Annotated in this window: 21 protein-coding genes; 10 read left to right on the top strand and 11 right to left on the bottom strand. The window is 64.5% G+C overall.

What is annotated here, in order from left to right; translation table 11 throughout:
* Positions 1 to 8 precede the first annotated feature (8 nt).
* Entirely contained in the window at positions 9 to 1,589 is a 1,581-nt protein-coding gene (gene serA, locus ASE85_RS07565; RefSeq protein ID WP_056686052.1) for a phosphoglycerate dehydrogenase, read from the bottom strand.
* A gap of 128 nt (positions 1,590 to 1,717) precedes the next feature.
* On the bottom strand, positions 1,718 to 2,881 hold the full coding sequence (locus ASE85_RS07560) for a phosphoserine transaminase (RefSeq protein ID WP_056686049.1): 1,164 nt from the start codon (positions 2,879 to 2,881) through the stop codon (positions 1,718 to 1,720).
* 158 nt (positions 2,882 to 3,039) lie between these two features.
* Between ASE85_RS07560 and ASE85_RS07555 the strand changes: the two genes are divergently transcribed.
* From ASE85_RS07555 to ASE85_RS07520, 8 genes are all read left to right on the top strand, one after another.
* The gene (locus ASE85_RS07555; protein ID WP_056686046.1) at positions 3,040 to 3,726 is read left to right on the top strand and encodes an extensin-like domain-containing protein; all 687 of its coding nucleotides are present in this window, start codon (positions 3,040 to 3,042) and stop codon (positions 3,724 to 3,726) included.
* Between the two features lie 216 nt (positions 3,727 to 3,942).
* Complete coding sequence (locus tag ASE85_RS07550) at positions 3,943 to 4,818, top strand: TIGR00730 family Rossman fold protein (RefSeq protein WP_056686043.1); 876 nt, start codon at positions 3,943 to 3,945, stop codon at positions 4,816 to 4,818.
* Positions 4,819 to 4,860: 42 nt separating this feature from the next.
* Positions 4,861 to 5,532 carry a pyrimidine 5'-nucleotidase gene (locus tag ASE85_RS07545; RefSeq protein WP_056686041.1) on the top strand — a complete coding sequence of 224 codons (672 nt, stop codon included), beginning with the start codon at positions 4,861 to 4,863 and terminating at the stop codon, positions 5,530 to 5,532.
* A complete protein-coding gene (dapD, locus tag ASE85_RS07540) occupies positions 5,529 to 6,368 on the top strand; it encodes a 2,3,4,5-tetrahydropyridine-2,6-dicarboxylate N-succinyltransferase (RefSeq protein ID WP_056686037.1) in 840 nt (279 codons plus the stop codon). Before ASE85_RS07545 ends, dapD begins: the two co-directional genes overlap by 4 nt.
* Positions 6,369 to 6,519: 151 nt before the next feature.
* Positions 6,520 to 7,752 carry a hypothetical protein gene (locus ASE85_RS07535; protein ID WP_056686123.1) on the top strand — a complete coding sequence of 411 codons (1,233 nt, stop codon included), beginning with the start codon at positions 6,520 to 6,522 and terminating at the stop codon, positions 7,750 to 7,752.
* A complete protein-coding gene (locus ASE85_RS07530; protein WP_056686034.1) occupies positions 7,745 to 8,923 on the top strand; it encodes a glycosyltransferase family 4 protein in 1,179 nt (392 codons plus the stop codon). The genes ASE85_RS07535 and ASE85_RS07530 overlap by 8 nt, the downstream gene beginning before the upstream one ends.
* Positions 8,923 to 9,912 (top strand): sulfotransferase, encoded by a 990-nt coding sequence (locus tag ASE85_RS07525; protein ID WP_235523397.1) that lies wholly within the window; start codon positions 8,923 to 8,925, stop codon positions 9,910 to 9,912. Before ASE85_RS07530 ends, ASE85_RS07525 begins: the two co-directional genes overlap by 1 nt.
* Positions 9,887 to 10,600 (top strand): winged helix-turn-helix domain-containing protein, encoded by a 714-nt coding sequence (locus ASE85_RS07520; RefSeq protein WP_056686120.1) that lies wholly within the window; start codon positions 9,887 to 9,889, stop codon positions 10,598 to 10,600. Before ASE85_RS07525 ends, ASE85_RS07520 begins: the two co-directional genes overlap by 26 nt.
* Before the next feature lie 3 nt (positions 10,601 to 10,603).
* Here ASE85_RS07520 and ASE85_RS07515 read toward each other — a convergent pair whose 3' ends face one another.
* From ASE85_RS07515 to ASE85_RS23475, 7 genes are all read right to left on the bottom strand, one after another.
* Positions 10,604 to 11,590, bottom strand: coding sequence for a DUF2891 domain-containing protein (locus tag ASE85_RS07515; RefSeq protein ID WP_056686031.1), 987 nt, complete (start codon positions 11,588 to 11,590; stop codon positions 10,604 to 10,606).
* Positions 11,587 to 12,522 (bottom strand): DUF979 domain-containing protein, encoded by a 936-nt coding sequence (locus ASE85_RS07510; RefSeq protein WP_056686028.1) that lies wholly within the window; start codon positions 12,520 to 12,522, stop codon positions 11,587 to 11,589. The genes ASE85_RS07515 and ASE85_RS07510 overlap by 4 nt, the downstream gene beginning before the upstream one ends.
* Positions 12,519 to 13,190, bottom strand: a complete 672-nt coding sequence (locus tag ASE85_RS07505; RefSeq protein ID WP_056686025.1) for a DUF969 domain-containing protein — start codon at positions 13,188 to 13,190, stop codon at positions 12,519 to 12,521. The genes ASE85_RS07510 and ASE85_RS07505 overlap by 4 nt, the downstream gene beginning before the upstream one ends.
* 19 nt (positions 13,191 to 13,209) lie before the next feature.
* Positions 13,210 to 13,788: a LuxR C-terminal-related transcriptional regulator gene (locus ASE85_RS07500; protein WP_056686022.1), complete on the bottom strand. Its 579-nt coding sequence runs from the start codon at positions 13,786 to 13,788 to the stop codon at positions 13,210 to 13,212.
* Positions 13,789 to 13,896: 108 nt separating this feature from the next.
* Positions 13,897 to 14,490: a nitroreductase family protein gene (locus ASE85_RS07495; RefSeq protein WP_056686019.1), complete on the bottom strand. Its 594-nt coding sequence runs from the start codon at positions 14,488 to 14,490 to the stop codon at positions 13,897 to 13,899.
* A 68-nt stretch (positions 14,491 to 14,558) separates the two neighbouring features.
* The gene (locus tag ASE85_RS23480; RefSeq protein ID WP_200928323.1) at positions 14,559 to 14,735 is read right to left on the bottom strand and encodes a hypothetical protein; all 177 of its coding nucleotides are present in this window, start codon (positions 14,733 to 14,735) and stop codon (positions 14,559 to 14,561) included.
* A 190-nt stretch (positions 14,736 to 14,925) separates the two neighbouring features.
* Complete coding sequence (locus ASE85_RS23475) at positions 14,926 to 17,217, bottom strand: TonB-dependent receptor (protein ID WP_056686016.1); 2,292 nt, start codon at positions 17,215 to 17,217, stop codon at positions 14,926 to 14,928.
* A 264-nt stretch (positions 17,218 to 17,481) separates the two neighbouring features.
* Between ASE85_RS23475 and ASE85_RS07485 the strand changes: the two genes are divergently transcribed.
* Both ASE85_RS07485 and ASE85_RS07480 read left to right on the top strand, forming a co-directional pair.
* Positions 17,482 to 18,159, top strand: a complete 678-nt coding sequence (locus ASE85_RS07485) for a response regulator transcription factor (protein ID WP_200928322.1) — start codon at positions 17,482 to 17,484, stop codon at positions 18,157 to 18,159.
* A complete protein-coding gene (locus ASE85_RS07480; RefSeq protein ID WP_056686013.1) occupies positions 18,156 to 19,496 on the top strand; it encodes a HAMP domain-containing sensor histidine kinase in 1,341 nt (446 codons plus the stop codon). Before ASE85_RS07485 ends, ASE85_RS07480 begins: the two co-directional genes overlap by 4 nt.
* A gap of 66 nt (positions 19,497 to 19,562) precedes the next feature.
* Here ASE85_RS07480 and ASE85_RS07475 read toward each other — a convergent pair whose 3' ends face one another.
* Positions 19,563 to 22,103: a TonB-dependent receptor gene (locus tag ASE85_RS07475; RefSeq protein WP_056686114.1), complete on the bottom strand. Its 2,541-nt coding sequence runs from the start codon at positions 22,101 to 22,103 to the stop codon at positions 19,563 to 19,565.
* 243 nt (positions 22,104 to 22,346) lie between these two features.
* The gene (locus tag ASE85_RS07470) at positions 22,347 to 22,910 is read right to left on the bottom strand and encodes a DUF1993 domain-containing protein (RefSeq protein WP_056686010.1); all 564 of its coding nucleotides are present in this window, start codon (positions 22,908 to 22,910) and stop codon (positions 22,347 to 22,349) included.
* Positions 22,911 to 23,173: the final 263 nt, after the last annotated feature.

Raw genomic sequence — 23,173 nt, 5'->3', positions numbered from 1 at the left:
AGAGCAGCTTAAGCGAAACGCAGCAGCTTGACCTGCTTCACGCCGGTCAGGTTGCAGATTTCCCAGCGCAGCGGTTCGGTGACTGTGCCGTCCACCGACAGCAGCAGCACGGCTTCGCCGCCCTGATTGCGACGGCCCAGATGGAAGGTGCCGATATTGACTTCGGATTCACCCAGCTTCGACCCCAGGCGACCGATGAAACCGGGCGCGTCCTGGTTGACGATGTAGAGCATCGTGCCGTCCAGATCGGCTTCCACCTTGATGCCGAACAGTTCGACCAGACGCGGTTGGGCGTGGCCGAACAGCGTGCCGGCGACCGAGCGCTCGCCACTTTCGGTCGTTACCGTCACGCGCACCAGCGTCTGGTAATCGCCTTCGCGGTCATGGCGCACTTCGCGCACGTCGAGACCGCGTTCCTTCGCCAGGAAGGGCGCGTTGACCATGTTCACCGTGTCCGAATAGACGCGCATCAGGCCGGCAAGGACCGCCGCGGTGATCGGCTTCTGGTTCAGTTCGGCGGCGTGGCCCTCGACCTCCACCGCGACTCCGGTGATCTGGCCACCTTCCAACTGGCCTACAAGGCTGCCCAGCTTTTCAGCCAGCGCCATATAGGGCTTCAACTTCGGCGCTTCCTCGGCCGACAGCGACGGCACGTTCAGCGCGTTGGTGATGCCGCCATCGAGCAGATAATCGCTGAGCTGGTCGGCGACCTGAAGCGCCACGTTCACCTGCGCTTCGTCGGTCGACGCGCCCAGATGCGGGGTGCAGATGAAATTCGGCGTACCGAACAGCGGCGATTCCTTGGCCGGTTCGGTCTGGAACACGTCGAGCGCCGCGCCAGCCACCTGCCCCGAATCCAGCGCGTCCTTGAGCGCGGCTTCGTCGATCAGCCCGCCGCGCGCGCAGTTGACGATGCGCACGCCCTTCTTGGTCTTGGCCAGATTTTCGCGGCTCAGGATGTTGCGGGTCTGGTCGGTCAGCGGCGTGTGCAGCGTGATGAAGTCGGCCTTCGCCAGCAACGTGTCGAGATCGGCCTTTTCCACGCCCATTTCGATCGCGCGTTCCGGCGTCAGGAAAGGATCGAAGGCGACGACCTTCATCTTCAGGCCCAGCGCGCGGGTGGCGACGATCGACCCGATGTTGCCCGCGCCGATCAGGCCCAGCGTCTTGCCGGTGACTTCCACGCCCATGAAGCCGTTCTTGGGCCACAGGCCCTGCTGAGTCTGCGCATTCGCCTCGGGCAATTGGCGGGCGAGCGCGAACATCAGCGCGATGGCATGTTCGGCGGTGGTGATCGAGTTGCCGAACGGCGTGTTCATCACGATCACGCCCTTGGACGAGGCGTAAGGGATATCGACATTGTCGACACCGATGCCGGCACGGCCGATGACCTTCAAATTGGTCGCGGCGTCGAGGATTTCCTTCGTCACCTTGGTCGAGCTGCGGATGGCCAGGCCATCATAGTCGCCGATGATCGCGATCAGTTCTTCCGGGGTCTTGCCGGTGATGACGTCGACTTCGACACCGCGCTCCTTGAAGATCGCGGCGGCGCGGGGGTCCATCTTGTCGGAAATAAGTACCTTGGGCATCTGGGTTTCCTTTGGGAAAATAGTCCCGTCATCCCCGCGAAGGCGGGGATCCATCTCCTGACGTTGCACCTACCGATAGGGCCGGAGATGGATTCCCGCATTCGCGGGAATGACGACAATGATGAGAGTTAAGCGGCAGCCTTCACGGTCGCATAGGCCCAGTCGAGCCAGCCCCCAAGCGCTTCGATGTCCGCCGTTTCCACGGTCGCGCCGCACCAGATGCGCAAGCCTGCCGGGGCATCGCGATAGCCCGCGACGTCATAGGCGGCGCCTTCCTTTTCCAGCAGCGCGGCAAAGGCCTTGATAAAGGCTTCGTCGGCGCCTTCGACGGTCAGGCAAACGCTGGTCTTCGACCGTGAAGCCTCATCGAGCGCGAGATGGCCGAGCCAGTCGCGCTCCGCAACGATCTTGCTCAGCGCAGCCGCATTGGCGTCGCTGCGCGCGATCAGGCCGGCCGAACCGCCCAGCGACTTGCCCCATTCCAGCGCGAAGATCGCGTCTTCGACCGCCAGCATGGAGGGCGTGTTGATGGTTTCGCCCTTGAACACGCCTTCGGCCAGCTTGCCCTTCGCCATCAGGCGGAACACCTTGGGCAGCGGCCATGCGGGGGTGTAGGTTTCTAGGCGTTCGACCGCGCGGGGACCAAGGATCAGGACGCCATGGCCGCCCTCGCCGCCCAGCACCTTCTGCCACGAGAAGGTGGCGACGTCGATCTTCGCCCAGTCGATGTCATAGGCGAACACCGCGCTGGTGGCGTCGGCGAAGGTCAGGCCTTCACGGTCGGCCGGAATCCAGTCTGCGTTCGGCACGCGCACGCCTGATGTCGTGCCGTTCCAGGTGAACAGCACGTCGGTGCTGAAATCGACGGTGGAAAGGTCCGGCAACTGGCCATAATCGGCGCGAATGACGGTGGGGTCGAGCTTCAACTGCTTGGCGGCGTCCGTCACCCAGCCTTCACCAAAGCTTTCCCAGGCGAGCGTCGTGACCGGGCGGGCGCCCAGCATCGTCCACATCGCCATTTCGAAGGCGCCGGTGTCGGAACCGGGCACGATGCCGATGCGGTGCGTGTCGGGCAGGTTCAGCAGCTCACGCATCAGGTCGATGCTATATTGAAGGCGGGTCTTGCCGATCTTGGCGCGGTGCGAGCGGCCGAGCGAGTCGGTCGCCAGCTTGTCGGCGCTCCAGCCCGGCGGCTTGGCACAGGGACCGGAAGAGAAAAAGGGACGGGCCGGAAGCGAAGCAGGCTTTTGCGCAGGCGCAATGGTGGCGTCGACGGCAGTCAAATCAGTCATGTAGCGTCTCCTTACAGAGAGCAGCGCGGCGTTGGGACCGCGTGGCCCGTCGGCCGCACTAAAGCCGTCCGAAAAAGAGTCAAGGCGATTGTCAAAATGCGACGAGCCGCTGCCGCGCGTTAACTTTCGTAAAGATTCGTGATGGTAAACATCCAATTATGGAAGAGCGGGTGACAGAAACGGGTTTTCTGCGCGGCGCGGCCCTGGCCGCCGCCTGCGCGATCATGCTGAGCGCCTGTAGCGGCGATCTGGTGCCGCGCGGCCGCGTGGCGAGCGCGCCCAAGCCGCCGCCTGTCCGCGCGCCGGCGCAACCAGCGCTGGAAACGCGCCAATGCTTCGCGAAACTCCAGTCGCAGGCGGTAGCCTTCACCCCCCTGCCCGACCGGAATTTCGGTGGCGGATGCAGCGCGCTGGGCAGCGTCAAGCTGATCGACATCGGCGTGCCGACGACGGGCATCGGCGCGATCACCTGCAACCTGGCCGCCAATTTTGCGGCCTGGGCCAAATATGGCGTACAACCGGCCGCGCGGGTCATCTTCGGCACGGAAATCGAAAAGATCGAAACGTTCGGCACCTATAATTGCCGGCCGATCGCGGGCAGCGGCAAGTTGTCCGAACATGCGCACAGCAACGCGATCGACGTCAGCGCCTTCGTCCTGGCGGACGGCCGGCGAATCAGCATCCAGAAGGATTGGGACGGCGACCGGCAGACGCGCCAGTTCCTGAAGATCGTGCATGCCAGCGCCTGCAAGCGGTTCAACACCGTGCTCAGCCCGGATTATAATGCCGCGCACCACGACCATTTCCATTTCGACATGGGCGGTCGCGGCGGCTTTTGCCGCTAAGCGGAATCGCTGTCCTACATCGCCCTATTTTGCGATGATGGGATGAACATCGGTGGACGGCGCACAGAGCTTGAGACTTTCCGATAGGATCATCGGCGCGTAACAAAATGTCCGAATCTGCGGGAAATATGTGAAGTTAAGCCGCTACGATCCTATTACCGCATGAGTGCGGATGCGGACTTGGTTTTGTCACCGCCCGACACTAAGTTGGCGCAAATGACGAAAAAAGAAATCGAAGAACGCAAATTCCGCCCGGCCCGCGAAGAGGCCCATGACGCCAAGAAAAATCTTGGTACGCCCCAGACGCAAAGCGCCGCGTACAAGCTGGCCTTCCAGGATACCGACTTCCTGCTGCGCGAGGATCTGCGCCCGGTGCGGTTCCAGCTGGAGTTGCTGAAGCCCCAGTTGCTGATGGACGAGGCGAAGATCGAATCGACCTTCGTCTTCTATGGCTCCGCCCGCATTCCCGAGCCGGATCAGGTGCAAGTGCGGATCGACGCCGCGACCACGCCCGAACAGAAGCGCATCGCCGAAAATCTGGGCAAGAAAGCAGTCTATTACGAGGAAGCGCGCAAGCTGGCGCGGATCGCGGCGCAATATCCGGTGAATGATGCGGGATGTCGCCACTTCGTCGTCTGTTCGGGCGGCGGCCCGTCCATCATGGAAGCGGCCAATCGCGGCGCGCAGGATGTCGGACAGACCACCATCGGCATGAACATCGTCCTGCCGCATGAACAGGCGCCCAACGTCTATGTCACGCCGGAACTCAGTTTCCAGTTCCACTATTTCGCGCTGCGCAAGATGCACTTCCTGCTGCGCGCCCGTGCGCTCGCCGTCTTCCCCGGAGGCTTCGGCACATTCGACGAGATGTTCGAACTGCTGACGCTCATCCAGACCGGCAAGATGAAGCCGATCCCGATCCTGCTGTTCGGCAAGGATTTCTGGACCCGCGTGGTCGATTTCGAGGCGCTGGCCGACGAAGGCGTGATCTCGCACAGCGACCTCAATCTGCTGACCTGGGTCGAAAGCGCCGAGGATGCGTGGAACGCAGTGCAGGCCTTCTATCAGGACAGCGAAGCGCCCGGCTGCTGATCCGCCCTTGCCCTAATCCCAAGCCGGGATTAGGGCGCGGCCATGCGCGCGGACCTCGACCATGTCGACACCTGGATCTTCGATCTGGACAATACGCTCTATCCGGCGAAGGCGGACCTGTTCGCGCTGATCGACGTGAAGATGGGCGAGTTCATCCAGGGCTTGCTGGGATGTGACCCGGTGATCGCGCGGCAGACGCAGAAACGCTATTTCATGGAGCATGGCACGACGCTGTCGGGATTGATGCACCATCATGGCATCGAGCCGCGCGCCTTCCTCGATTATGTCCATGACATATCGATGGACCGGCTTGAGATGGACGCGGCACTGAACGCCGCCATCGCGGCGCTGCCGGGCCGTCGGCTGATCTTCACCAATGGCGATGCCGCCTATGCGAGCCGCGTACTGGACCGACTGGGCCTGAGCGGCGCGTTCGAGCTGATCCACGATATCCACGCCTGCCAATATGTGCCCAAGCCCGATCCGTCGGGCTATGCGGAATTGTGCCGGGTGCATGGCGTCGATCCGACCCGCGCCGCCTTTTTCGAGGATATGGCCCGCAACCTCCGCCCGGCCAAGGCGATCGGCATGACCACCATCTGGATCAATAATGGGTCGGAAGCGGGCAATCACGACCATCATCCCGATTTCATAGATTATGAAACCGACCATCTGACGCCATTTCTGGCCGACATTCTGGGGACAAAAGCATGAGCCAAGAGCTGATCACCATCATCGACGCCGCGTGGGAAGATCGCGCCAACGTCAACCTCCAGACGCAGGGCGACGTGCGTTCCGCCGTCAACCAGGCGCTGGCCTTGCTCGACAAGGGCGAACTGCGCGTGGCTGAGCCGACTGCGGAAGGCTGGCAGGTCAACCAGTGGGCGAAGAAGGCGGTGCTGCTGTCCTTCCGCCTGAACGACAATGCCATGATAGACAATGGTCCAGGCGCCGGCCATTGGTGGGACAAGGTGCCGAGCAAGTTCGCCGGCTGGGACGAGGCGGCGTTCCGCGCCGCCGGTTTCCGCGCCGTGCCGGGCAGCTTCGCCCGCGCCGGCGCGCATATCGCCAGGAACGTCATCCTGATGCCCAGCTTCGTCAACATCGGCGCGTTCGTGGATGAAGGCACGATGGTCGACACCTGGGTGACGGTCGGCAGTTGCGCCCAGATCGGCAAGAATGTCCATTTGTCGGGCGGCGTGGGCATCGGCGGCGTGCTGGAGCCGTTGCAGGCCGATCCCGTCATCATCGAGGATGACTGCTTCATCGGCGCGCGCTCCGAAGTCGTCGAAGGCGTGCGCATCGGCAAGGGGTCTGTCCTGTCGATGGGCGTGTTCATCGGCATGTCGACCAAGATCGTCGACCGCGCCACCGGTGAAGTGTTCATCGGCGAAGTGCCGCCCTATTCGGTCGTCGTTCCCGGCTCGCTGCCCGGCAAGCCCCTGCCCGACGGCACGCCCGGCCCCAGCCTCTATTGCGCCGTGATCGTCAAGCGCGTCGACGCGCAGACGCGCTCCAAGACCGGCATCAACGAACTGCTGCGCGACTGATCTCCTCTCGGCGGGGTGGCTCGACCCCACCCCGCCGTAGCGGTTCGTGACCGCTTTGTTGCAGGCGCTTTTCGCGCTGACGCACTCTGAAATTCCCTCGCGATAATCATGCGGCATTGCTCCTTTCGGGTCTGCTCGAATGGAGATTATCATGGGACGCGACTGGTTCGACCGGAGCAACGCCGCGACGCTAGCCCAGCCGCAGCGGCTGTGCTTCTTCTTCAACGCCCAGATCCATCAGCTTTTCCACGCTCTGCCGATCGCCATCGCCCTGTCGCGCGATCCCGGTTTTGCCGTGGACGTCATGGCCGCGACCGACGATCATCTGGTACTGGCGCGCGATATCGCCACGGCGCAGGGCGCTGGGCCGATCCGCTTCCTGCGCTGCGGCGGGCGCTGGCTCGATGCGCTGGCGGGCCTGACCGGCGCCACCATCCCGCCCAAGATCGCCAGCCTGATCGCCGCCCGGCGCCAACTCGCCGAGTATGACGCGATCGTCGTGCCGGAACGCACATCCTTGCTGCTCAAGCGGCTCGGCCTGTCGCAAACCCGCTTCATTCATAGCTGCCATGGCGCGGGCGACCGGGCGGTCGGTTACGACCGGCGCATAGCCCAGTTCGACTTCGTGCTGCTGGCAGGCGAGAAGCAGCGCCGGCGGATGCTGGATGCAGGGCTGATCCGCGAAGGCCATTATGCGATCAGCGGCTACAACAAGTTCGACCTGACCCGGCCGCAGGACGACCGACACCGGCTCTTCGCGCAGGATCGCCCGGTCATCCTCTACAATCCGCATTTTTCGCCCAAACTCTCCTCCTGGCCGACCATGGGGGAAGAGGTGATCCGCCAGTTCGCGCAGGACGACCGGTTCAACCTGATCGTCGCGCCGCATGTCCGGCTGTTCGACAATCGTCGCAAGCGCGCGGCGATGGAACGGCGGCTGGCCGATCTCGCCTGCCTGCCGCATATCCATGTTGACCTGGGCAGCCGGGCCAGCGTGGACATGCGCTATGTCCATATGGCGTCGCTCTATCTGGGCGACGTGTCGAGCCAGATATACGAATATCTCGCCCGCCCCCGGCCCTGTCTGTTCCTGAACGGTCATCGTGCCGACTGGCAGGAGGATCGCAGCTATGGCCACTGGCATTATGGGCCGGTGCTGGAAACGGCACAGGGCATAGCCGATGCCGCAGCGGCGGCGATCGCCGACCATGCCGCCTATGTCGATACCCAGCGGCAAGGCGTCGCCCGCACCTTCGGCAATCTGGATCATGGTGCGGGCGCCCGTGCCGCCCGTGCCCTGTCCCACTTTCTCCAACGCAGCCAGACGGCCGCACGCCCGGCCTTGGACGGCCTCTCCCGACTGGAATTGGCCGCCCATGCCTGACACGACATCCTCCATCTCGCCCTCTTCCATCTGGCCCTCTTCCATCTGGCTCGTTGCCCGCGTCTTTGCCCCCGATGAAGGCGGCGTGCAGACCTATGCCCGCGAAGTGGCGCGGGCCTATGCCGCGCAGGGCCGCCGCGTCACCATCTTCGCCAAAAGCTCGGCCGGGCCACGCCGGGAGCAACTGGATGGCATCGACCTGATCGACGTCGGCGCGGCGTCGATGATGGCGGTCTACTGGCGGCTGTTCCGCGCGATGCTGACCGCCTGGGGCAAAGGCAACCGCCCCGCGCTGATCCACGCCTGCACCTGGCGCGCGGCGCTGCCCGCCCTGCTCTTTCCCCGGCCACTGGTCGTCACCATTCATGGCCGTGAAGTGGGCCGCCCGCGTGGGCCGGCGCTGATGCTGCTGCGCCTGACGCTGAAGCGGGCGCGGCGCATCGTCGCGGTCAGTGACGTTACCCGCAGCCTGCTGCTCGTGCGCCTACCGCATCTGGCCGCCAGCACCGTCACCGCCTGGAACGGAGTGGTCATGCCATTCGAACGCCACCCGACCCGCTTCGCACAAGGCGATGGCCCGGCCCAGTTGCTGACCGTCTGCCGGCTGGTCGCGCGCAAGAATGTCGCTGCGGCCGTGCGCGCCGTCGCCGGCTGCATGCAGGCGGGCGCGCATCTGCGCCATGTCATCATCGGCCGGGGCGTGGACTCTGTGCGGGTGCGCGAGACGATCCGCCATTGCGGCCTCGACAACAGCGTGACCATGGCCGGCTATGTTCCGGCCGGGGAACTGGCCGCCGCCTATGCCGGGGCCGACATCTTCCTCCACCCCCAGATCGCGCTTGAGGACGGCGCGGAGGTCGAAGGCTTCGGCCTGTCCATCGCCGACGCCATGGCGCAGGGGCTGGTCTGCATCGTCGGTCGCGACGGAGGGCCGGCGGAATTCGTGCAGGATGGCGTGACCGGCTTCGTCGTCGACGGCCAGTCGGTCGATGCGATCCGCGCGGCCATCGACCTGCTCGTGTCCGACCCGGCCCTGTGCCGCCGCATCGGCGAACGGGCGCGCGTCTGGGCCAGCGACAACCTGTCCTGGGACCGGCATTGTCGCCTGTGCCTGGGCGGAACAGCCGCCACCCTGCCCGACCCGACCGCGCTGCTGGCGGAGGCCGCCTGATGGGTCCGATCGTCCATATCGGCTATCACAAGACCGGCACGACCTGGTTTCAGGACCGCTTCTACCCGGCCGTGCGCAACCGCCACTATATCCCCCGCGCAACGGTCCGGGCCGCCTTTCTGGCGCGCGGCGCGCTGCATTTCGATCCGGCCGAGGCGCGGACGCATCTGGGCGAGGCACCCGAACAGGCGATCCTGTGCGAGGAAAATCTGACCGGCGGCCTGCATAATGGCGGCCTCGCCGGCAACCTGTCCAAGGATGTCGCCGATCGCATCCTGCGCACCCTGCCTCAAGCGCAGATCGTCATCTTCGTGCGCGATCCACTGTCCGCGATCGTCTCCGCCTGGCTGCAATATGTGAAGGGCGGGGGGACGTTCGGCCTGCGCCGCTACCTGTTCGGTCGCGACCGACTCAGCCCGCTGGCCCCGGAACGGGACGAGGCGCCGGGCTTCAACCTCGATCATTTCGACTATGTCCGGCTGATCACCCATTATGACGGGCTGTTCGGGCCGGAGCGGGTCCATGTGTTTCGTTATGAGGATTTCCGCGCCGATCCGCGCGGGTTCGCCGCCGCCTACGCCGCGCGTTTCGGGCTGGATATCGACCTCGCCCATATCGACTGGGGCACGCGCAATCCCTCGCTCAGCCTGCCGCTGCTTTGGTTGGCGCGGGCGATGAACCTGTTCACGCGCCGCGCCGTCGCCGACAAAAGCTGGCTGGTGCATATTCCCGGCTGGTATGGCCTTAGCCGCCGTATGCTGCGCCGGGCCAACGGATCGGGCCGGTTCGGCCGTCCGCTGGGCATGCGCGATCTGCTCGACGATGCGCTGGCCGCCCGGCTGCGCAGCCATTTCGCTCCCGGCGAACGGCTGCTGGCGGCGCGATTGCAGTGGCAGGCGCGCAATGAGGACGCGGAAGGGACGGTTTTGCGCTGGCGGCAGCGTCCTTTGCCATATGACGGTCATGCTCAGTCGCCTGCTCATCGTTGACGATGACGCCACCCATATCGGCCAGTTGGCCGACAGTTTCGCGCCCTATGGCCTGGATGTCACCGGCGCCGCCTCCGCTCTCCAGATGCGCGAGCGGCTGGAGCTGGAGACCTATGCGCTGGTCGTGTTCGATCCTGCCGTCGCACCGGACCAGGGCGCGGCGCTGTTGCGCGAACTGGCGATCGAGCGCCGGCTGCCGGTCATCGTCCACAGCGCCGCCTGTAGCGATGCGGATCGGATCGCGGCGCTGGAAATGGGGGCGGAAGATTGCCTGAGCAAGCCCGCCAACCCGCGCGAACTGCTGGCCCGCATCCGGGCCGCCCTGCGCGGCCGGGCGGGATCGACCCGGCAGGCGCAGGCCCCTGTCGCCCGCAGCTTCGCCTCGTTCGAAGGGTGGCGCGTGGACATGACCACCGGCCAGTTGTTTAACCCGGTCGGCATGCCCATCGCCCTGTCGGACGGCGAGTTCCAGTTGCTGCGCGTCTTCATCGAACATCCGCGCCAAGTGCTGGATCGCAGCCGGTTGCTCGACCGCGTCTATGGCGCGGCCAGCGACCATTATGACCGGTCGATCGACGTGCAGCTATGCCGGTTGCGGCGGAAATTGTCGGCCTGCGGCCTCAAAGGCCCGGTCATCCGCACCATCCGCAACGAAGGCTATATGTTCGTGCACATGGTCAGCCACTGAAGCCTATTCCAGCGCCAGCAGGGCGAAGGTGGCGAGCCAGTGTTCGCCCATATAGTCGCCCGCGACATGGGGCAGGCTGGCGTCGAGATGGACGCGCGCGGCCTGCTCCGCCAGATCGGCGACAGCGCCCGGCCCCAGCGCAGCAGCGATCCCGCGCCAGCACCAGGCCCGGCTGAGGTTCAGGCCGTCGAGATGCGCGATCTTGCCATCGCTGCGGTCGGACACCGTGGCGGGCGTGAACAGCGTCGCCGGTTCGCCGCGCTCAAGATGCGGCAGGAAGGCGTGGAACCAGTCGGTAAAGTCTCCGCGATCCAGCAGCCGGCTCATCAACAGCGCCTCGCACAAGGCTGGCGAGAGAAATTCGTCGCCACCCGGCTCCCACGCCTGACAGGCACGATCCTGCCCGAACCAGCCGGTCGCCTTGTCGCGGATCAGCGCCACCAGCGCCGGATCGCGCGTCTCCGCCCAATCCAGCGTCAGGACAAGCGCGAAGGCGATGTTGAAATGGGTGCCGACCCGCAGCGGGTAGGTCATCTTCGGCAGGAAGCCATGGAAGCGCGCCGCGAAGGCATTGGCGAGCGGCGCGAAGGCATCCGCCCAGGGCGCGTCATGCAGCGCCAGTTCGTGATGCAGCGCCAGCGCCCAGGCCCAGCCATAGGGCCGCTCGAACCCGGCGCTCAGCGGCCGGTGCAGATAGGCCAGTTCACCCGCCACCTTGTCCGGCACCAGCATCGCATCGCCGCGTGCGCGGATCGCATCGGCCTGCGGCAGCGTCGGGAAGAGGCGCTTCAAGCGCATGACCTGCCACCAGCCATGAACGCAGCTATGCCAGTCGAAACTGCCGTGGAAGATCGGGTGATGGTCCTGCGGCGGCCGGGCATCCTCCGGCCCGCCCATGACCAGATCCATCTTGTAGGGATATTGCCGCCCCAGATGGGACAGGGTCAGATCGGCGAAGTTTTCGCCGATGTCGTGGGTCAGAAGCGTCATCGAAATGCCAGCCAGTAGATAAGAGCGATGTTGACGATCAGCAGCGGCAGCGCCGTGCCGACCTGCCGCTTGATCACGCCATGCTTGTCCTTGAGTTCGAGCAGGGCGGCGGGGACGAGGTTGAAATTGGCGGCCATGGGGGTCATCAGCGTCCCGCAGAAACCCGCCAGCATGCCGATGGCGCACACCACCGCCGGATCGCCATGATAGGTGCGGATGAGCAAGGGCACCCCGATCGCCGCCGTCATCACCGGGAAGGCGGCAAAGGCATTGCCCATGATCATGGTGAACAGCGCCATGCCGAGAGCATAGGCGATCACGGCGCCCAGCAGGCTGCCCTGCGGGATCGCCTGTTGCACGATGCCGCCCACCACGTCGCCCACACCGGCGAGCGCGAAGACCGCGCCCAGGCTGGCCAGCATCTGCGGCAGGATCGCGGCCCAGCCGATGCAATCCATCAGCCGTCGCCCCTGCTGCAACGGCACCAGCGCTCCGGCGCGCAGCCAGATACAGCCCGCCGTCATCGCGATAAGCACACCCAGCGCCAGCGCGATCAGCGTCGCTTGTTTGGCGTCGAACCAGTCCGGCGCAGCCTTGAACAGGAAAGTGCCGCCCAGCGCGGTTACAGGAATGATGAGCGCGACGGCGAACAGGCGATTGCCGAAGCGGTCGGCGCGCGCCTTCCGCTGTTCTGGCGGCACCACGCCGTCGCCCCGGCCAAGCCCCAGCGCCCCCAGCGCGATCAGGCCCAGCACCAGCACACCATTGCCCAGGTCGCCCAGCCGGTCGCCCGCCCACATGGAGGTCGCCAGCAAGGCCCAGAAGGCGGCGGTCGTCCAGCGGCGGGGATTGTCCCGGTCGCGCACGCCCAGCAGGGCAAAGGCGGCAAATACCGCGCCGGCCAGCGCATAGACCCAGTGCAGCGTGATCATGGCTGCCTCCGCCTCCGCGCCAACCGGCGGTCGAGGCGCCACAGGCGGAAACCATGGATCAGCAATGCCGCGATCGCGGTCGGGATCGCCCAGACCGATAGCTGCAACGGCTCCAGATTGATGCCATATTGCTCCAGCAACCCCTTGATCAGCAGGATGGAACCGATGGCGAGGAAGATATCCTCGCCGAAGAACAGACCGATATTGTCGGTCGCAGCGGCCCAGGCCCTGATCTCATCGCGCTCTGCTTCCTCCAGATCGCCGGCTTGACGTTCGGCCGCCGCCTCGGCGATCGGCGCGACCAGCGGACGGACGGTCTGGGGATGACCTGCGACGGACGTGAGGCCCACGGCGGCGAGCGCCTGCCGCAGGATCAGGTAGAAGGTGAGGAAGCGCCCGACGGTCGCCCCGCGCATCTTCGCGATCAGGCCGCGCGCCCGCTCCTGCAACCCGTTCGCTTCCAGCAGGCCGACCACCGGCAACACGATCCAGATGATGCTGACATAGCGGGCATCGTTGAACGCCTTGCCGAAGGCCGCCAGGATCGCCAGCGGGTCCAGCCCCGCCGCCAGACCCGTGACGATCGCAGAAGCGAGGATCACCAGCAGCGGGTGAAAGCGCAGCAGGAAGCCCGCCACGATGATAGCGATCCCCAGCAAAACCATCAGTCGCGCGCCTGCTTCATGCTCAAAGCCCCGCTTCGATGGCCAGGCGAATGGCGTCGGCCGCCGTGCGCGCGCCCAGCGCCCGCAGCATCGCCGCGCGGTGCATCTTCACCGTTCGTTCGGTGAGGCCGAGGTCGAAGGCGATCTGTTTGTTGAGTTGGCCATCGGCCATGCCGGTCAGCACCGCGCGCTGGCGATCGGTCAGCGTCGCGATGAGCGCGGCAGCCTCTTCACGGCGTGACTGGCCCCTGTCCTCGACCGCCATCTGCGATCCCAGATACCAGTCGAGCGTACCGTCGGGGCCGAAGATCGGCGCGATCATCACCGCATTGCGAAAACCCGTCCCGTCCTTGCGATAGTTGAGCAATTCGACCAGCACCGGCCGATGCGCCTTCAGCGCGCCACGGATCGTCTCGATCGCGGCATGCTCCGTGTCCGCGCCGGACAGGAAGCGACAATTGCGCCCGATCACCTCGTCCTGCGCATAACCCGTCAGGGCGACGAAGGCATCGTTGCAGGCGACGATCGGATTGTCGGGCAGGCGCGGATTGGTGAGGACGGCCGCGACGGCGCTTCCAGCGATCATTTCGGAAAGGGACATGGAAAATGGGCACTCGAATGACAAAAGGGAGCGTCGCCAGAGCGAAGCCCCCCGTCATCGTGCCCAATTCATGCCCATACCGCAAGGCGAGGGAATGATTTCAAAAGGTCAGCTCGCGAAATTGCCCTGATGGGCGAAGCTGTCGATCGGCTTGCGATCGCTCGGTTCCTCGCGCGCCTGAAGCGCTTCGGGCAGGACGGACTTGTCGCCCTGCCGCCCGATGGCGACCGCCGCCTCGATCCGGAAACGCTCCGGCACGGCCAGTTCGGCGCGCGCCTTGTCGAAATCCACCCCGGTCATGCCATGGGTATGATAGCCGAGCCGCGTCGCCTGCAATGCCAGCAATGCCCAGGCGGCACCGGCATCGAAGCTGTGGCTGTGCGACGGTTTGAAATCGTCCGATCCGGGCGCCGCCATCAACGTGTCGGACAGGACGAAGACCAGCGCGCCGGCATTCTTCACCCAGCCCTGATTGAAAGGCAGCAGCAGATCCAGAAAACGCTGCCAGTCGGCATCGTCGCGATGGGCGTAAAGAAAGCGCCAGGGCTGGTAGTTGAAGGCCGACGGCGCCCAGCGCGCCGCGTCGAAAATGGTGTCGAGGTCGGCCTGCGGGATAGCCGAACTGTCGAAGGCGCGGGGCGACCAGCGATCGAGGAACAGGCTGTCGACGGCGCGCGTGGTGGTGCGTGGATTGGTGGCCATGCTATCTCCGGGAAAAGGGAAGAAGATTGAACCGCCTATGTAGGCGATCGCCGGCGCTTGCGAAGGGGTCAGTTGACCGTTTCGCCTGCCGGCATCTGGTCGGCGGGAACGGTCAGGGCAAACAGGGAATCGGCATCCCGGTCGATCAGCACAACCGACGGTTCGCGCAACAGGGCCTGCGCCAGCCGTACGCGCCAGCGCCCGAACAGGCCATCGGCCTCGCCCTGCTCCTGCCTGTCCTGCATAGATTCTCCGCGCCGACTCATCCAGCTTATCTAGCGATCTTATAGAGAAGCGCCTTGCAAGCAATGCTGGCAGACAGGACAGAAAAATTTGCGGGACGGGCGGGCGCGACGCCATGAAAGCGGCGACGCCGCTGCGCACAAGGACATGAAAAGGGCGCGGACCGTGGCCGGCCGCGCCCTTTCCCGATCGTTACAGCTTGCCGCTGAGCGACACGCCGATGATGCGGGGTTCGTTGAACACCGGCGCCATGTAATTTTCGATCACGCCCTTCACATTCTTCTCGCCCGTGATGTTGCGGGCGAAGGCGGCGATCTCGTACTTGCCGTCCGGCGCGGTATAGCCGATCTTCAGGCCACCCTCGAAGTCGCCCTTCGAATAGAACTCCTTCGTCTTGTAGAGAACGAAGTTGGTATAGCCCTGAATGTTCCAGTCGGTTGCCGCGAACAGCTTGCCGCCATTGCCCAGCGGCACGTCGTAGCGGGCCGCGATGTTCGCGGTATATTTCGGCGCGTTGGGCAGCGGGTTGCCGTCGATCTGGGCGAAGGTGCCGCGGCCGGCGACGATCACGGTCGGATCTTCCACCGTGCAGACCACCACGCCGTTCAGCGTGCAGACCTGCGCATAGACATTCCTGTCGTTGATTTCGCTGTGCAGCAGGCTGAGACCGGCCGACAGCGTCAAATTCTCGAAAGGACGGGCTTCGAGGTCGGCTTCCAGACCATAGGCCTTGGCCGCGTCGGCGTTGAACAGGACGCCGTTGCCGTTGACGTCGTTGCCGTTCAACTGGATGTCCTTCACCTTCCAGGCGAAGCCCGACATGTTGAAGCGCAGGCGGTTACCCAGCAGGCTGGTCTTGATGCCGCCTTCGTACGACATGATCGTTTCCGAATCCGCCGTGGTGAAATCGCTGTTGAAGACAGCCGAACGGCCCTGAATGGTCGGGCCACGGAAGCCACGCGCGACGCGGGCATAGAGGCTGACTTCGGGGCTGACTTCATACAAGGCGCTGACGTCCCAGCTCGGTTCCTTGCCGGTCAGCTTGACATAGCGACGGCCGGCATAGGTGGAGACGCCGGCTGCATTGGCGGTCGCGCGGACCAGACGGGTTTCCTTCGTGTCCTTGGTGTAGCGGCCGCCGGCGGTGATGGTCAGGCCCGGCACGACTTCGTAGCTCGCCTGGCCGAACAGGCCCCAGCTTTCATTCTTGTTGCGCAAACGCACCCAGTTGTTGGGATTGTTGGCGGCACCGGTCAGGAAATAGGCGCGCTGGTAGAAGTCGGTGGTGTCGCGGCTGTCGAAATACATGCCGCCGACCTGCCACTTGAAGGCGCTGTCGCCATTGCTGGCAAGGCGGACTTCCTGGCTGAGCTGGTCGAGGTCGCGGACATTGCCCTGGCTCTGGCCGAAGCCGTTCGCCACGCCACCGACCGGATAGTCGGCGCCAGCGCCGCCATCGGTATCACCACGGCTGTAGCCGCTGGTGGTTTCATAGGCGGTGATCGAGGTCAGCGTGACCGGCCCCATGTCGATCGCGATATTTTCCGACGCGCCGTAGGTCTTGTAAGCCTGCGGATTGCTCATCGCTTCGTCGAGGGCGATCTTCGACCGGGGTTCGCCCGTTACGCTGTTGCTGCCCTTGGTGAGACCGGCGCGGTGGAAGATGGTGGATGTGCCGTCATAGTCGCGCGCATGGACGCTGGTCAGCATCGAGACATTTTCGGTCGGCGTCATGAGCAGCTGAAGGCGCAGGTCCTTCTCATTATAGCCGCCCATCGCGTCCTTCTTGGGGGACACGGTGCCGTCGGCGCTGGGGCCTTCATACGTGTTGTCGACCCAGTCGTCGCGATGCTGGTAGAGGGCCGATACGCGGAAGGCGAGCTTGTCCGCGACGATCGGGCCGCCGATGCCGCCATCGAAGGTGACGGTGTTATAGCTGCCATAGCTGGCCTGGGCGCGCCCCTGCCAGTCCATCGAGGGGCGGATGGTGTCGAACTTGATGATGCCCGCCGTGGTGTTGCGGCCGAACAGCGAACCCTGCGGGCCGCGCAGCACTTCCACCTGATTGACGTCGAACACCGGGTTCGACTTCAGCACGACATGCTCCAGCACGACATCGTCCTGGATGATCGACACCGGCTGCGAGGCACCGAGATAGAAGTCGATATTGCCAAGGCCGCGAATGTAGAAGCGCGGGAAGATGCGGCCGGTGGTGGTTTCGGCATAGAGGCCGGGCACGCGGGCGGCGAGTTCGAGGATATCGCCGCCGCCGGCGGTCAGGTTGCGCAGCGCGTCGCCCTGCACGACGCCGACCGAGACGGGCACTTTCTGAAGATTTTCCGAGCGGCGTTCGGCGGTGACGACGATTTCGTCCAGTTGGTCGGCGCCGGCGGCTTCCTGCGCCCGTGCGGCCTGCATGGTGGTCAGGGCGCCGAGCGCGGCGGTCAGCATCAGTGCCGACCGGGTGAAGAAGGTCTTGGACAAGGTCGTTCCCCGTAATATTGTTTTGCAAAGGCTCGTGGCCTCCATGGCCGCCGCGGCTAGGGTTCGATCATGTCCTTATTGTGACATAATGTTGCTGGGTCGCGGCGGCTGATCGCAAAGTGCGGCGCTGTGACAATCGCGCCACAAATGGGCGCTTGTGCCGCCCGTTGGAAATACCGAGCATGCACCGCGCCGGATGGCCATGGACGCCGCATCGGGTTATGCGTGCCGCCCCTGACATCCGCAACCGGACGCCCCACCCCCATGAGCATGCAACTCCTGCTGGTCGAGGACGACAAGCATCTGCAACGGCAACTGGTCGAACAATTGTCCCGGTTCGGCCATGACGTGGAAACGGCCGACGACGGCCTGGCCGCGCTGGCGATCGTGGGCCAGAGGTCGTTCGACGTCATCATTCTGGACTGGATGATGCCATCAGTCGACGGCATCACCCTGTTGCGCCAATTGCGCGAGGCCGGAATGAACGTCCCGGTGCTGATGCTGACCGCGCTGGGCCAGACATTCGACAAGGTGGAAGGGTTCGAGGCCGGCGCCGACGATTATGTCGTAAAGCCCGTCGATCCGCTGGAACTGAATGCCCGTATCAAAGCGCTGGTGCGTGCGCGCCAAGTGAAAGACAGTCCGGCCGACACGATCAGCGCGGGCGATATCGTCATCAGTCCGTCGCGCCTGCGCGCCTGGCGCGACGGGCGGCCGCTCAACCTGTCGCAAACGGAATTCAAGCTGCTGCTGGAACTGGCGCGCCATGCCGGCACGGTCGTCACCCGGCCGATGCTGATCGAGCGCATATGGGGCCATGACTTCGCGCCCACGACCAATATCGTCGAAGCGCATATCCGGCATCTACGCGTGAAGCTGCTGGAACATGGGGACGATCCGATCAATACGCAGCGCGGCATGGGCTATTCCCTGCGCACATGACCCGCCACCTCCAATCGCTGCGCGGACTGACCATCGCGTTTCTGGCCCTGTTCCTGCTGGTCACCACGGCTGCGGGTCTGGGAACCTTCTTCGCCACGCTCTCGATGATCAATGCGCTGGTGGACGAGCGGGTGGAGGCGGAAAGCCATGCCATCGCCCCGACCGGCGCGGATTTCGACCAGACGGAATGGCAGGAGCGGATCAGCCAGATGGCGCAGGAGCGCGAAACGGCAGACCTTGGCATGTTGCTGACCGACGCGCGGGGACACCCGATCGCCGGCAATGTGCGCTTTTCCCGGCCGCTGCCGCTGGGCTTTTCTTCGCTCGACCGGCGCGACCGGATCGAGGGGTTGAGCGCCGGGCGGGTGCTGGTCCGCGATCTGGGCCGGGGCGTGCGTCTGGCGGTCTTTGCCGAAACCGAGCCGATCGACGATTATTTCGCGGTCCGCCAGCGCATCTATATTGCTGGCTTCGGCGCCATCATCTGCGTCGTGCTGGCTGGCCTACTGATGTTCCGCCGGCTGATCGGGGAGCGGATCGAACAGACGCGACGGACGGCGGAGTCGATCGTCGAAGGCGACCTGTCGCGGCGCGTGCCGCTGCTGGGCGATGGCGGCGAGTTTGATCGGCAGGCCGCTGCCTTCAACCATATGCTCGACCGGATGAACATGCTGATGGCGGAAATCCGCAATGTCTCGAACGACATATCGCATGAATTGCGGACGCCGCTGGCGAAACTGCGCAACGAACTGGCCCTGATCGAATATAAGGACGAGGCCGCACCGGTCCGTGAAAGCCTGCAACGCACGACCGCACAGGCCGACGAACTGCTGGCCATGTTCAGCGCGATGCTGCGGATCGCGGACTTAGAGAGCGGGTCGCGGCGGGCCGGGTTCCAGCCACTCGATGTCGATCTGATCGCGCAGGACATGGTTGAGATGGCCCGGCCGCTGGCCGACGAGCGGCAGCAGCCGATCATCCTGCAACCAAGCGGCCGGGGGCAGATGACCGGCGACCGCCAGTTGCTGTCGCAAATGCTGCTCAACCTGATCGAAAACGCCATCCGTCATACGCCGGAAGGCACACGCATCACTATCGCCGTTATGCGGCGGGTCGATGCCATCACCTTGACCGTCACGGATAACGGCCCCGGTATCGCACCGGCGCAGCGTCCGCTGGTGATGCGGCGTTTCGGCCGGCTGGACAAGAGCCGGTCTCGCGGCGGCCATGGCCTGGGCCTGCCGCTGGCCGACGCCATCGCGCGGCTGCACCATGGCAGCCTGATGCTGGAGGATGCCGCACCGGGCCTGCGGATCGTCCTGACCCTGCCATTTTGACGGACATGAAAAAACCGGCGTGACGCCAAAAGCGACACGCCGGTCGATCAATGCGTCAGCGCAGGATCAGAATTTGAAGCTGGCTTCCACGCCATAGGTACGTGGCGCGTTGAAGTTGCCATAGTCGCCCAGCACGTTGGCGATGCTGCCCGTGGACACGCTGCTGGTCGGGGCGGATGGCAGGCTGTTCGACGGATCGCGGCGGAACACATATTGCTCGTTGAACAGGTTGCGGCCCCACAGGCTGAGCGTCAGGTTGCGGCCGTTGCCGGTGCCGATGTCCGCCAGCGAGATGCGACCGTTGAAGATCAGCGAACTGTCATTCTTGGTGGCGAACTGATCGAAGGCCTGGGTGGCCTGCGAATAGTTGCCGTCGAAGTGGAATTTCAGCTTCGTGTCGCCACCGCCGACCGGCACGGCATAGTCGATCGACCCGCTCGCGGCGTTGCGCGGCGTGAACACGATGTAGAAATTCTGATAGACGCTGGTGGATGCGCCCGACGTATCCGTGGCGGTGATGAGCACCGGCGGGATCTTCGTGTAGGTATAGGCATAGGAAGCGTTCAGCGTCAGCCCTTCGACCGGGTTCAGCGTCAGGTCCGCCTCGATCCCGCGGATCTTGGTGGTGCCGGGTGCATTGATCGTGACGAGGTTGTTGAAGCTGCTGGAACCGACGAACTGGATGGAGCTGATGTCCACCTGGCTGTCCTTGCGGTCCATGATGTAGCCGGCCAGGTTGAAGCGGGCGCGGTTGTTCCAGAAGTCTGACTTCAGGCCGATTTCGTAGGACTTCACATCTTCAGGATCGAACGCCTGATAGTTGGACGTGCGCGAGCTGGCGCCGCCTGCTCGATAGCCGGTCGCATATTTCGCGTAGACGTGCAGGTCGTCGCTGACGTCATAGGCGAGCGTTGCCATCGGGTTGAAGCGGTTCCAACTGGCGTCCAGCGGCTTGTAGCCGACGCTGACGGCGGGCGGGTTGGTGTCGTAATTCACGTTGCGCGAATAATGCAGCACGCCCTTCTTCTGGTCATGCGTGTAGCGGCCGCCCACGGTGATGTGCAGCGCGTCGGTCGCGTTCCAGGTCAACTGACCATAACCGGCATAGCTTTTCGACCAGACTTCCGACGCACGGTCGATCGCGCAGCCATTGACCGCCGATCCGGCGAAGGCCGGGGTTGAGGCGGTGCAGAAGGGAATGGTCACATAGTCCGCGCCGGTCACGATGCCATTGGTGTAGGTGGCCACCGCCCCCATCGAACTGGGTGTCGCGGCGTCATCGCTCACATGTTCGTTGAAATAGAACAGCCCGGCGACATAATCGATATTGCCGAAGGTGCCGACAGCCTGGAATTCCTGACTGAACTGGCGCTGGCGCAGATCGGCCAGGCTGTAACGGCTGAAGGCGCAGGGTGCGGCCGCGGTACAGGCGCTGGTAGCGGTGCCAAGGCCGAGATTCACCAGCGGCGGACGGTGGGCGCCGCCGCTATTGTCCCACTGGGTCGCATCGACGCCGCGCCATGCGGTGATGGAGCGCAGTTCGATCTGCGGCGAGACTTCCCACTTCAGCGAGTTGGTGAAGCCATGGGTCTTGTCGACGCTGACCTGCTGCGGCACGCCGATATCGGCTTCGCTCATGCGGCTGCTGCCGTTCACGGTGACACCGGGCAGGAGCGGCTTGACCGGGCCACCGGTCAAGTTGGTATAGGCGGTGCCAGGCAGGGTGCAGGCGGGCTGCGACGCCTGCGTGCCGGTGCCGCAACCATTGGGGTTGTAGTTCAGCAACTGGCTGTAGAAGGGCGTATTTTCGTCCTTCGCGACATCATAGGAGAAGTCGTTGGTGATGCTGCTGGTCGGCTGCCAGCGGACAGCCGCGCGCAGGCCCTTGCGATTATAATAGTTCCAGCCGGCCTGACCCTCCATCGGGTTCTTTGTTGTGGCGTCCTGATGCTGGATCACGCCGTCCAGCTTGATCGAGAAGCCGGCGATCGAGGGCAGGTTGATATGGGCATTGGCGGTGCGGCTGCCATAATTGCCGGCGCCAGCTTCGACGCTGCCGCCCCATTCGCCGGTTGGCGCCTTGCTGACGATGCTGAGTGCGCCACCTTCGGTATTGCGGCCGAACAGGGTGCCCTGCGGACCTTTCAGCACTTCGACGCGCTCGATGTCGAACAGCGCCGCGTTCAGGCCGTGCTGGCGACCCATGTAAACGCCGTCGACATAGATGCCGACGCCCTGTTCGCGGGCGGGCTGGTTGGCGTCGAGCGGCACGATGCCGCGAATGCCGATGGTCAGCGCGGACTGGCGCGCTTCGAAGGTCGCGATGCGCAGCGAGGGCACGGCGCCGTCGGCTAGGTCATAGAGACTGGTGACGTGGCGGTCCTTGAGCGCCTCCGTGCTCATCACCGCCATGGAGATCGGCGTTTCCTGAAGATTGGTTTCGCGCTTGGTCGCGGTGACGACGATTTCGCCAAGGCCGGCATCGCCGGGCGTTTCGGCGGCGGCGGTGGCGTCGGGCGTGGCGGTCTGGGCGAAGGCGGCCGGCGCGACCAGGCTCGTCAAAGCGGAGCCGGCAAGCAAAGTCGCCCGCACGAATCGATTTAACATCATGAAATTCAACCCCTTTGTGATTTGATTCTGTTCACCGGGGCGCTGATATGGCGTAATCAAGACAGTAAGATTTAAGATTGAAGACAGTCCGGGCGGATGATCTTCATTTTCATGTCATATTGTTTCCAAACGCATGGAATCGCGTAACTTATTGCATGCAGCCAAGGCGCGGGAAATTTTGCCTGTCGGCAATCGGATGCTGCTCGATGGCACAGGACGGGCGCCCGGACCAGCGGCTCACTACGCCGGCAGGGTACCGGGGCGCAGATAGGGGAACATGTGCGCGACATAATCGGCCTTGCCCAGATCGACACCCTGGGCGCGCAGGATCGCATAGGCTGTCATGACATGAAAATAAAATTGCGGCAGCGCCCAGTCGCGAACATATTGTTCGGCGGTCAGGTCGAATATCATGCCCTGCGGCAGGCTGTGCGCGATCGGCGTGGCCGGATCGAGGACGGGCGCGTCCGTTGCAGCGGCCTCCACGATTGCGATGGTTTCCGCAATCCGCGCACGCGCGTCGGCGACGGTGCCGGGCTGCGCGGCGGCATGACGCCCCTCCTCCAGCAACAGGGCTATCGATGGGGGAAACGCCTCTTGGCGCAACCGGAACAGCCCTTCCTGCGCCTGTACGCAGGCAAAGCGGATCTGGGTCGAGAGCGGAAACATGTCGGGCGCCAGCCGGGCCGTCATAATCGCCTGCGCCTTGTCGCCCAGCGCCGCCTCATCGACCTTGCCGAGCCAGGCCGAAAGCGCCCCCAACATCTGGACATAGGTCGGTGCGAGAATGTCTGTCAGCGTCATGATGGTCTTTCCGTTTCGGCCATGGTGTGGCGGACATGCACGGCCCGGCGCCGTGGAGCAAGCGCCGCCAACGATCGGCATGGTCAGCCTATCGTCAGAGGGCCGAACGAAAAGATCACCGGGAGGCTTGTCCGATCGAGCAAGCACAAAAAAGGCGACGCCGGAGCGTCGCCCTTATCTGGTGCGTACTGACACTTGTTAACTGCCAGACCGCGATCTCTGATGCTTGACTTAAAGCGTGACGGGGCCAGCGGTCAAGCCCC

Origin of the sequence: Sphingobium sp. Leaf26, assembly GCF_001421665.1 — a bacterium.
GTDB lineage: Bacteria > Pseudomonadota > Alphaproteobacteria > Sphingomonadales > Sphingomonadaceae > Sphingobium.
This window is presented reverse-complemented; position numbering and strand designations above follow the sequence as displayed.

Coding starts and splice junctions, on each gene's coding strand:
- serA (WP_056686052.1), bottom strand. CDS start 1,589: ATGCCCAAGGTACTTATTTCCGACAAGATGGACCCCCGCGCCGCCGCG.
- ASE85_RS07560 (WP_056686049.1), bottom strand. CDS start 2,881: ATGACTGATTTGACTGCCGTCGACGCCACCATTGCGCCTGCGCAAAAG.
- ASE85_RS07555 (WP_056686046.1), top strand. CDS start 3,040: ATGGAAGAGCGGGTGACAGAAACGGGTTTTCTGCGCGGCGCGGCCCTG.
- ASE85_RS07550 (WP_056686043.1), top strand. CDS start 3,943: ATGACGAAAAAAGAAATCGAAGAACGCAAATTCCGCCCGGCCCGCGAA.
- ASE85_RS07545 (WP_056686041.1), top strand. CDS start 4,861: ATGCGCGCGGACCTCGACCATGTCGACACCTGGATCTTCGATCTGGAC.
- dapD (WP_056686037.1), top strand. CDS start 5,529: ATGAGCCAAGAGCTGATCACCATCATCGACGCCGCGTGGGAAGATCGC.
- ASE85_RS07535 (WP_056686123.1), top strand. CDS start 6,520: ATGGGACGCGACTGGTTCGACCGGAGCAACGCCGCGACGCTAGCCCAG.
- ASE85_RS07530 (WP_056686034.1), top strand. CDS start 7,745: ATGCCTGACACGACATCCTCCATCTCGCCCTCTTCCATCTGGCCCTCT.
- ASE85_RS07525 (WP_235523397.1), top strand. CDS start 8,923: ATGGGTCCGATCGTCCATATCGGCTATCACAAGACCGGCACGACCTGG.
- ASE85_RS07520 (WP_056686120.1), top strand. CDS start 9,887: ATGCTCAGTCGCCTGCTCATCGTTGACGATGACGCCACCCATATCGGC.
- ASE85_RS07515 (WP_056686031.1), bottom strand. CDS start 11,590: ATGACGCTTCTGACCCACGACATCGGCGAAAACTTCGCCGATCTGACC.
- ASE85_RS07510 (WP_056686028.1), bottom strand. CDS start 12,522: ATGATCACGCTGCACTGGGTCTATGCGCTGGCCGGCGCGGTATTTGCC.
- ASE85_RS07500 (WP_056686022.1), bottom strand. CDS start 13,788: ATGTCCCTTTCCGAAATGATCGCTGGAAGCGCCGTCGCGGCCGTCCTC.
- ASE85_RS07495 (WP_056686019.1), bottom strand. CDS start 14,490: ATGGCCACCAATCCACGCACCACCACGCGCGCCGTCGACAGCCTGTTC.
- ASE85_RS23480 (WP_200928323.1), bottom strand. CDS start 14,735: ATGCAGGACAGGCAGGAGCAGGGCGAGGCCGATGGCCTGTTCGGGCGC.
- ASE85_RS07485 (WP_200928322.1), top strand. CDS start 17,482: ATGAGCATGCAACTCCTGCTGGTCGAGGACGACAAGCATCTGCAACGG.
- ASE85_RS07480 (WP_056686013.1), top strand. CDS start 18,156: ATGACCCGCCACCTCCAATCGCTGCGCGGACTGACCATCGCGTTTCTG.
- ASE85_RS07475 (WP_056686114.1), bottom strand. CDS start 22,103: ATGTTAAATCGATTCGTGCGGGCGACTTTGCTTGCCGGCTCCGCTTTG.
- ASE85_RS07470 (WP_056686010.1), bottom strand. CDS start 22,910: ATGACGCTGACAGACATTCTCGCACCGACCTATGTCCAGATGTTGGGG.